The organism is Lishizhenia sp. (assembly GCF_057456495.1).
In genome coordinates, this window is the sequence record NZ_JBVCPV010000115.1 from 1 (window position 1) to 9,568 (window position 9,568).

A 9,568-nucleotide genomic window follows, 5' to 3' on the forward strand; every position below is an offset into this window, starting at 1 on the left:
AACCTTGTTTATACATCGAGTATGGATACAAAAGGTAAGTTGGGACAATCACAAATTGATTTATCTCGCGTAGATGCCGGAATGTACATTGTGAAATTAGGATCTTCAACAGGAGTTTATACAAAAGAAGTAGTGGTGAAATAAGACTTACTTTCTAAATAAATTAAAAAAGGGGAATTGCAATGCAATTCCCCTTTTTTTGATTTTATTACAAGTTCTAGAGGTTATTTTTTTCCCAAGCATGGAAATTTAATTCATGAAAAAGCACGTATTTAACTCTTGTTTTTTCAAGTCTTTGCTAGTTGTTAATTTGTTCTATTTAGGAATGATTATTGCTTATAGAGGGGAACACTTAAATCAAAATCATGAGAAAAATTTACATTATTCTTTCCAGTTGTATTTGTCTATCAGCCTTTGGACAAGTTCAGCATCAAGCCAATCAAATACAACCACAAGTAGGAGATAATTTTACAATGACATCCGTGGAGTTTAAAGTTCAAGATACCAGCGGTCAAAATTTACTCTGGGATTACTCTAATTTGTCACAATTAAATCCCTCTATTTCTTATAGCTACCTACAGGGAGATACGAGTTTAAGCAATAATAATTTAAAGGTAGAATTCCCCAACTCCTTTCATCGAATTTATATCACCGACAGTACCATAGAAAAATTTTATTCGATATCTAACATAGAAGAAAGGCATTATTCAAATCCTGAAACCACTCTTTTTTACCCCATGGCTTATGGAGATACAATGGAGGATGATTTTACCTATGTAGCTCAACAAGGTATGATCAATATTTCTACCGTTGGTAGTTCAAAATTCATTGTTGATGGAGAGGGAACACTCATGCTCCCTCATGCCACCTATGATAATGTACTCAGAATAAAAATAGAGGTTCATAAAACCCTCAATGTAATGGGAGATTTCTATGAATCCGAAGAGGTAATGTATTTATTTTATGCGCCTTTTATTCATGACTACTTACTGAAATTTACACAATCGAGTATAGATACTTTTTATGTAGAAGCAGGAAGAATGTTAATAGACAATTATGCGGGAATTGAAAAGGAGAATGACCATTTAATGAGAATTATTCCTAATCCTTTTGATGATCGAATCGAAGTGAGCAACTGGGGTAAAGAGGTCCAAAGTATATCTCTTTACACCATGCAGGGCTCTAGGGTCTATACAAACGATTTACCAGCGTTTAATCAAAAGTTCATCGTGAATACTGATGATTTTCAAAAAGGGAGCTACCTACTTTGTTTGTTCAATAAAAGGGGAGAGCTCATTGAAAGAAAACGACTGATTAAAATTTGATTGGATAAAGGGGCTGCGATGATACAGTCCTTTTTTATTTCAAGTTAATTCCTTCTGTTCTAAATGAAATACCTTGTTGTCCTGAGGTAGATATCATCACTGATTCAAAATGGGGTAAATTTTCAGGTGTATACCATTCAAAAATGAAATTACCTCCGGTACCCCCTAATTGTTCTTTTTCATTTATTACTATTTCCAAGGTTTCAAGCGGACCCATACCTACAGGATAATCAAAATAGGTGTGAACCGGATTTCCTTTGGTGTCGTGATAAATTGCTTTGGTAATGAACAAACTATCATTTAAATTAAGATTACGCATACTCACCGTGGCAGTTAAGTCGTGTGTCCTATGCTCGGTTTGAGAATAGATACTTGAATAAACAGAGAGATGTGTTGTACCATGCAGTAAAGTACTGTCCATTTTATTCAAGTGGACCCTCTTTTTCTCGAAATGAATAGATTTAGGCTCCTTGTTTTTCTGGGGCGCTTCACAAGATAAAGTAGCAACAGAAAAAAGTAAGAGTGATAGATGAAATTTCGTAACCATGGTGTTTTGAACTTTTTCTAAAGTTAGAGATTAATCCATTAATTTGTTTCTAATTGTAAGGGTTTTGGAAAAATATTAGCTTTGTTGCACAATTAACGTATACAGTCCATTCCACGCGTGAATTTTAAAATACATCCTCGTATATAGATCATTATCATCTCTTTCAAGAGATTTTAATTCAACAATAACTACAAAAAGCACACATGTACATGTGTGCTTTTGTTAAATAAAACTAAAATGGATTTAGGTTAGTTAGGAAAGGAGGATATTTTAATGCTAAGCTTGAACAAAACCTACACCAACTGTATGGTTGGTCGTGTTGTCAATCAGTATAAATGAGCCATTAGTGCGGTGATCCTTATAAGGGTCACAGTAAATTTCCTTATTCAATTTTAGTTTAATAAGCGTGATGTCGTTCATTTCAACGCTTTTAACTTCTTGTTCCGTACCGCTGAAATCTGTTTTTATTTTGCTCTCAATTTCACTCACCATGGCCAGAACCTTGTTCACACCATGTTGTAATGTGTATTTGTTGCGAATCTCCATGGTTTTATTGTCCATCCAACAAACGATAGCTTCTACCTCTTTTGTTAATTGAGGTACTTCTTCTGCTTTTACAAGCATATCTCCTCTACTTAAATTAATTTCATCTTCTAAAGTGATGGAGACGGAAGATCTACTTACAGCAGTTTGGTACTTTTCGTTGTAGAAATAGATATCCTTAATACTTGATTTTTGAAGAGAGGGTAGAGCAACAACTTCATCACCGGTCTGTAAATCTCCACCATAGACTTTTCCTGCGTAGGCTCTAAAATCATGGTATTCTTCAGTTTTTGGACGTATTACCATTTGTACAGGGAATCTTGGTTTTCCAGTATCGTAAACCTTTTCTTGTGTTAATGATTCTAAATGATCCAGAACAGTGAGACCTTGGTACCAAGGCATTTCTGTAGAATGGTGTACTACATTGTCACCGTGTAAAGCACTTACTGGTATGAAGCTGATATTCTGTCCTTCATATTCACCTTGATTGCTTAGTGTTCTAAAGTCGTTTTTAATCTTTTCAAATACCTCTTGAGAATATGCTACCAAATCCATTTTATTAATGGCGACCACTATATCTTTTATACGCAATAGGTTATTGATAAAGAAGTGTCTTTTGGTTTGTTCTGTTACACCTTTTCTTGCGTCTATGAGGATAATGGATGCTTGCGAAGTCGATGCACCTGTCACCATGTTACGAGTATATTCTACATGACCTGGAGTGTCCGCTATAATGTAACTCTTATGAGGTGTCGAGAAATAAATATGGGCCACATCTATGGTGATTCCTTGTTCACGTTCAGCAACTAGTCCATCGGTAGCTAAAGAGAAATCTAAATAATCATACCCTTTTTGTTGACTAGTTTTTTCTATGGCTTCCAGTTTATCCTGAGTCAGCGATTGCGTGTCGTACAATATCCTACCTATTAAGGTACTTTTTCCATCGTCTACGCTACCTGCAGTAGCTATTTTTAATACTTCCATGTTTCTGTTCTTGGGATTTTTTAGAAATATCCTTGTTGCTTTCTTTTTTCCATTGCAGCCTCAGAGCGCTTGTCGTCTATTCTGGCACCGCGTTCTGATAGGGTAGAGCGTCTTATTTCTTCGACCACTTCATCTATTCCTGTGGCCTTAGATAAAACGGCAGAAGTACAACTCATATCTCCAACAGTTCTAAACCTTACCATGCGTTCTTCGACCACTTCATCGTGGTCTCGATATACTTTGTCATCGTCATAAGACCAGATAAAACCATCCCTGAGAAACACCTTGCGTTTGTGGGCGAAATAAATGGATGGAATTTCTATTTTTTCATTTCTTATATAGGACCAAACATCTAATTCTGTCCAGTTGGAAATAGGGAAGACCCTAACGTTTTGTCCGAGTTCAATTTGACCATTTAAAAGATCAAATAACTCAGGACGTTGGTTCTTTTCATCCCACTGTCCAAAGTCATCTCTCACAGAAAATATACGCTCCTTGGCTCTGGCTTTCTCCTCATCTCTCCTGGCTCCTCCGATACAAGCATCAAACTTAAATTCCTCTATGGCATCCAGAAGGGTTGTTGTCTGCAATACATTACGGGATGCATACTTTCCTTGCTCTTCAATGACTTTTCCTTCATTTATAGCGTCCTGTACATTTCTAACGATGAGTTCTACGCCTAATTCTTTTACTAGAGCATCTCTAAATGCAATAGTTTCTGGAAAATTATGTCCGGTGTCGACGTGTAAAAGAGGAAAAGGGATTTTTCCGGGATAAAAAGCTTTTTGAGCCAGCCGTACAAGGGTTATAGAATCTTTACCACCCGAGAATAAAAGCACTGGTCGTTCAAATTGTGCGGCCACCTCCCGTAAGATGTAAATGGCCTCATTTTCTAATGGATTAATATTTTGAGTTGTTTTCATTTTCCTTATTTATGTATTCCGCACTCTCTATTACTTAATAGTTTTGTTGGATCATAGTAACGCTCCTCGTTAGGCAGGTCGTGTATTTCAAGGTAGTTGTTAAGTTCCTGGTCTGACCAATGGTAGAAGGGACTCACTTTAAGCACACCATCTGCCGATACACTTAGGATATCTAAAGTATCGCGCAATGCAGTTTGTCCTTTTCTCAAGTTCGTAAACCATACATCAGGTTGATGTTCTTCCATAGCTCTGCGGAAAGGTTCTAACTTTACTTGTTCACTGAATAAGCTGTGTTTAGGATCTTCTAAACCAGGAATACCGAGTACCACATTTCTGTGTGCAGCGCTTTGTCTGGGGACGTATAATTGAATGTTGAGCTTCAATTTTGAAATCAATTCTTCGGCGTGTAAATAAGTGTAAGATGTGTTATAACCTGTATCACACCAAATAACTTTTAGGTCATTTTCTACACGAGTACATGCATGAAGTATGGCAGCTTCGTAAGGTCTAAAGTTTGTTGTAATAACCGGTTTTTTGGCATTTTCTAGCGCCCAAGTCACGATTTCTTGGGGCGACTGGGTCCTTAGTTTCTGATTGATCTCTGTTATATTCATATTTATTTTCCCCATTTAATATTGTTCCATGCTCGTTCGTGAAAGAAGTACAAGAACATTTTAGTGACTAATTCTATTGCTCCTATGCTGAAGGCTATTGCCAATCGTCCTGTAAGTAAGAAGGAGATAAGGATGGTGTCAAATGTTCCAACCGTCCTCCAACTAATTGTTTTGGCTAAGCTTCGTTTAAGTTGATCTTTGGGTAAAGAAGCTTCATGATTGTTTACTTGCATGTTTTTTTCTGTATCCATTCTGTCGTTTCATTCATGTTAAAAATTGGGCAATAGTATGGCCGTACGTGAGTTTCTCACGTTTAGAATTTATACCTAATTTATCGTCTTATTAATCTAATTTTGAAGGGTAGAATTGATCTACATTAAGCGTGCGCGTTGATTAATGAGTGCAGCAATTCTTCCTAAAGAAATAAGTAGAATCCTAAAGCTTTTTATACATACCGTTGCCTTATATTTTTAGTTTTCTTCTTGAATTTCGGGGTAAATATAAATTGAAAAAAAAGAACTATCCAAATTTATCATTGTTAATTTTATATTCTGTACGCCTTTGTAAATAGTATATCCCATAAAGTTGGTAGGTTTTATAGGTGTTGTAGGTTTGTTTGAGTGTTGTGATTTTTTTTGAGTTTTTTTTAAAACAGAAATGAAATTGAAGTAAAGGGTAGTGTAGTGGAGTTGAAAATGAAATTAAATCAACAAAAAAAATCCCTCATTTTAAATGAAGGACTTCTGTTCAGTTTGAAAATTCTAAGTATTAAAAATTATATATCCTCTCGTTTCGATTTTGGAGTATACAAAATGATGATTTGAATGAGTATACCAGCAATGACTAAAAAGATGATTTCAATTTGAGTAAATAGCTCAATGGATTCCATGGCTTTATTACTCTTAAGCATCTGAAGCTTTCCTTCAGAAACTTGAAGTTTGGATAATTTATAAAGACTTTCATCTATCCCCGCAATTAATTCAACAAAGGCATCTTTTTCAGAAAGCTCTCCAGAGAAATAATCTAGTTCCATTTTGTCAAAACTTTCTAATTGAGTTTTTAAAACTTCGAAAATATCGGATTCTTTCTTCGTGAGTTTTGTTTGTTCATACTTTTCAATGAGTACATCTATTTTGTCACTTAAATTTGCATGATTGCGTTCGAATAAAAGGGTGTCTGCCGTAGCTAATGTGAGTTTCTTTTTTTGTACGAGGTGAGAGATATCAAAGATGATATCGCTGGCTACGATTCTGTCTTTATAAATGGTTGTAGTAGAATTTCGAAGTTTACTGAAATTGTCTCTATCGATTAAGTTGGTGGCCAATACAATTCCAAAAATTAGTACTATCCCTGAGACCCATTTTATTTTATTGAATACTTTCATGAGAATATTTTTTTGGTCAAAAACCGTTTATGGTGAATAACGAAGATATAAATTAAAACGATGATTTACCCATCCTTCGTGTTTTGTATCAAGAATAAATTAGGGGTGAAGAATGAGGTATCATTTTACAATATTTCCGGAAGCTTTTATTGAAAAAAAAGAAGTGCTTCATTCAAATATTAATAAAATTCTTTTCCCCACAACCTCAGTTTTTCTTTAGCTTGTAAGTGTTTTACTCCTCCTATTGCTTCTACCCATTGTGAAAGGTCCTTTAAAGTGTCATCAAAAGTAATTGCAGAAGTATAGCCTAACTCTCTTTTAATTTTTGAAAGATCTAAAACCATATTTTGAGTTAACCCTCTTACGAGTAAGGGAGTAAATCCACCAATTTTAAAAAAGGCCAAAACCTTCAAGAGTAGAATGCTAATTTCCTTTTCACTTATTTTTTGAGGATAAAGTGCTTTGATAAGTTTTCTTACATTTTCAATTAAAATGTATTCATCATCATCTGCAATATTGTAGGTGCGTATTCCGGTGAGAGATGAGGCCATACATAGTTCTATTGCCTTAGCCATATTATCGTAATGGGTCATGGAAACTTTAATGTCCATTTTCCCCGGTCTACTAAACTGATTGTTTTTGACCAACTTTAAAATTCTGGGGATAATTTGTGTGTCACCCACCCCGTAAAACGCACGAGGACGAAGTATAAAGCATTGCTCTTTTTGAAATTCATTTTCAATCACTTCTTCGGCCAAAAGTTTTGATTGACCATAAGAAGACAACAACTTATTGTTTTGGTTTCCCGCCATTTCTTCTTGTATCGGTAGTGAATCTGGTAAATAAACAGAGGAGGAAGAAATGTAGATGAATTTATCACAATTTTGTGCGGCTTTCAGTGTGTTTCTGGTTCCAACCACGTTCGGAGTGTAGAGTGACTTAAGAGGAGCCTTGTCGTCAGAGTATGCTGCTGAATGAATACAAATGTCGGCTTCCGGTAATTCATAGGGTGTACAAATATCAGCTTGAATATATTTTGCAAGTTTTAGCAATTCTTTGGGAGGGTTGTTGTCTCTTCCAGTTGCTATCACTTCATGCCCTTTAGCCACAAAATAGCGAACCATTGCTCCGCCAAAAGCTCCAGTGGCTCCAGTAATAATAATTCGCATACATTACATTTTAAGTTGAGTTTAACTCCTATTTATTTCGTTAAATTAGTGATTATGACAGACACTTCGAAAATTGGACAATCAAATTTGAACCAAATTGGTGGTAAAGCACAAGGATTGTTGAATTTACAGGCTTGTGGACTAACTCTTCCTCATTTTGTAATTATCGATTTCGATACAATTTCTTCATGGAATAATGATCGTACTGAATGTCAATCTTGGATAGATGAAAACTTCAATGCGTTGGACACAAACAAACTTTGGGCAGTGCGATCAAGTTCAGCCAATGAGGATTCGAAGGAACAGTCTTTTGCAGGGCAATTTAAAACTGTCCTAAACGTTGCATTCACAGATTTATCGGAGACCATTATGGAGGTGATTTCTTCTTATGCTGAAAGCAATGTATACGGTACGGAGACACCCCACTTTGGTGTCATTATTCAAGAAATGATTGATTCAGAATATTCTGGAGTTCTGTTTTCTAAACACCCTGTCGACTATACAAAGCATCATCCTTTGGTAAATTTAATTCCAGGTTTGGGAGATAAATTAGTGTCGGGAGAGCTTGAAGGAATGCAAGTGGAGCTGAAAGAAAATGAATTGGTTTATCATGACTTAAAGGAGTGCTATCATGGAGTTTCTGTAAAAGCAGGAAAAGAAACAAGGATTGAGAAATCAGTTGGAGACTTAAAAGATATTATTTCCAAGTTTAGTGATCTTTTCAAAGCTGGACTTTACAAATTAGAGCAATACTTAAAATGTCCTGTAGATGTAGAAATTGCCATAGCTGGAGATAACTTGTTTTGGTTGCAAGTTAGACCCATGGTAAATAGATCTTTGAAGGAGAATATCATTATCTGGGATAAAACGCAGGCAGAGGGAAACTATGGAGGAATAACACTTCCTTTAACGGTTTCACATGTTCAAAAAACCTACGGAAGTGTGTACGTAAAAGGTTCTGAAATGATAGGATACAGTCCTAGAATTTTAAACCAGAATAAAGCGGATATGCATCGAATTGTAGATAGTATTCATGGAAGATTATACTATAACCTGAACGCATGGCAGGGTAACTTGTATCAAATGCCTTTTGGAAAGAAATTGGTGCAGTTACTGCCCAAAATATGGAATATGGAAGCGGTCGATTTTAAGGCTCCTCCATTGCGACATAATTTTCTGGAAAGGGTGAATATATTTTTTCAATTATTGATCAAGTTAATACGATCTAAAAAGTACAATGCTTTATTTGATGACGCTTACGAGGCGGCGTTAAAGCAATATAACCCAAAAGACTTTCATCAACTAAGCTTGGAAAATCAGTTAACCATTTATCAATCTATGATGGATAAAATGGGGAAGAGTGCCTTTGCTGCTATCTCAAATGGTTTTTATACCATGATTAGCTTCTTCTTACTGAAGAGCGGTTTAAAGGGTTCTAAAATAATAACAGACCACCCTAATTTTATTAATGATGTTTTGCGTGCAGAAGGTGAAGTAACCTCTGTTCAGCTTCTTCATAGTTACGAAGAACTTGTAAATATTATCCTAGATGATGAGCAGCTGAAGGAGTTGTTTAAGACAAAGGAAGTATCCGATATTTGGAAAGAATTGACCCAAAAGTACCTGGAATTAGATGAAAAAATTAAAGAATATATTCGTTTGTATGGGGATAGAACCAAATCGAGTGAATTGAAAATGGAAACCACCACCTTTAAGCAAGATCCATTATTGTTTATTGAGCTGTTACAAGAATCCATCCGTATATCGGTGGTATCTACTGAGCAAAAGAGGAAGGAAAGCCCTACAGATTACAGATCTATATTAAAAGCATATTATCCAATAAATTTTCTTTGGAGGTTGTTTCTGGTAAATAGGGTGAAGGGATTAATTTTTAGGTTTAAATCCCGTGAAAATTTCAGGTATAAACGAACACGTATTTTCTCAATATTTAGAGATATGTTCTTGAGCATGGGAAATAATCTTGTTGAATTGGGGTATCTCAATACTCAAAAAGATATATTTTATCTTACAGTAGATGAGTTGTTTACTGAAAATTTAAGAGAGGGGTATAATAAGCTC

General features: G+C 35.5%; 10 protein-coding genes. 3 read left to right on the plus strand and 7 right to left on the minus strand.

Annotated elements, in window-relative coordinates; translation table 11 throughout:
• The first annotated feature begins 21 nt into the window (after positions 1–21).
• Together AC22ZQ_RS09220 and AC22ZQ_RS09225 are read left to right on the plus strand one after the other, a co-directional pair.
• Positions 22–144, plus strand: a complete 123-nt coding sequence (locus AC22ZQ_RS09220) for a T9SS type A sorting domain-containing protein (RefSeq protein WP_413468682.1) — start codon at positions 22–24, stop codon at positions 142–144.
• Positions 145–365: 221 nt separating this feature from the next.
• Positions 366–1,325, plus strand: coding sequence for a T9SS type A sorting domain-containing protein (locus AC22ZQ_RS09225; RefSeq protein WP_318958492.1), 960 nt, complete (start codon positions 366–368; stop codon positions 1,323–1,325).
• A 34-nt stretch (positions 1,326–1,359) separates the two neighbouring features.
• On the opposite strand, the gene AC22ZQ_RS09230 is transcribed toward AC22ZQ_RS09225, so the two are convergent.
• From AC22ZQ_RS09230 to AC22ZQ_RS09260, 7 genes are all read right to left on the minus strand, one after another.
• The gene (locus AC22ZQ_RS09230; RefSeq protein WP_318958493.1) at positions 1,360–1,872 is read right to left on the minus strand and encodes a DUF3124 domain-containing protein; all 513 of its coding nucleotides are present in this window, start codon (positions 1,870–1,872) and stop codon (positions 1,360–1,362) included.
• A gap of 276 nt (positions 1,873–2,148) precedes the next feature.
• Complete coding sequence (locus AC22ZQ_RS09235) at positions 2,149–3,399, minus strand: sulfate adenylyltransferase subunit 1 (protein ID WP_318958494.1); 1,251 nt, start codon at positions 3,397–3,399, stop codon at positions 2,149–2,151.
• 20 nt (positions 3,400–3,419) lie between these two features.
• Entirely contained in the window at positions 3,420–4,322 is a 903-nt protein-coding gene (cysD, locus tag AC22ZQ_RS09240; RefSeq protein ID WP_318958495.1) for a sulfate adenylyltransferase subunit CysD, read from the minus strand.
• Between the two features lie 5 nt (positions 4,323–4,327).
• On the minus strand, positions 4,328–4,936 hold the full coding sequence (locus AC22ZQ_RS09245; RefSeq protein ID WP_318958496.1) for a phosphoadenosine phosphosulfate reductase domain-containing protein: 609 nt from the start codon (positions 4,934–4,936) through the stop codon (positions 4,328–4,330).
• A gap of 2 nt (positions 4,937–4,938) precedes the next feature.
• The gene (locus AC22ZQ_RS09250; protein ID WP_318958500.1) at positions 4,939–5,169 is read right to left on the minus strand and encodes a DUF2061 domain-containing protein; all 231 of its coding nucleotides are present in this window, start codon (positions 5,167–5,169) and stop codon (positions 4,939–4,941) included.
• A gap of 542 nt (positions 5,170–5,711) precedes the next feature.
• Entirely contained in the window at positions 5,712–6,320 is a 609-nt protein-coding gene (locus AC22ZQ_RS09255; protein WP_318958497.1) for an MCP four helix bundle domain-containing protein, read from the minus strand.
• A 179-nt stretch (positions 6,321–6,499) separates the two neighbouring features.
• Positions 6,500–7,489: an NAD-dependent epimerase/dehydratase family protein gene (locus AC22ZQ_RS09260; RefSeq protein ID WP_318958498.1), complete on the minus strand. Its 990-nt coding sequence runs from the start codon at positions 7,487–7,489 to the stop codon at positions 6,500–6,502.
• Positions 7,490–7,543: 54 nt separating this feature from the next.
• Here AC22ZQ_RS09260 and AC22ZQ_RS09265 point away from each other — a divergent pair.
• Positions 7,544–9,568 (plus strand): PEP/pyruvate-binding domain-containing protein (locus AC22ZQ_RS09265; RefSeq protein WP_318958499.1); only part of this gene is annotated, 2,025 nt, incomplete at its 3' end.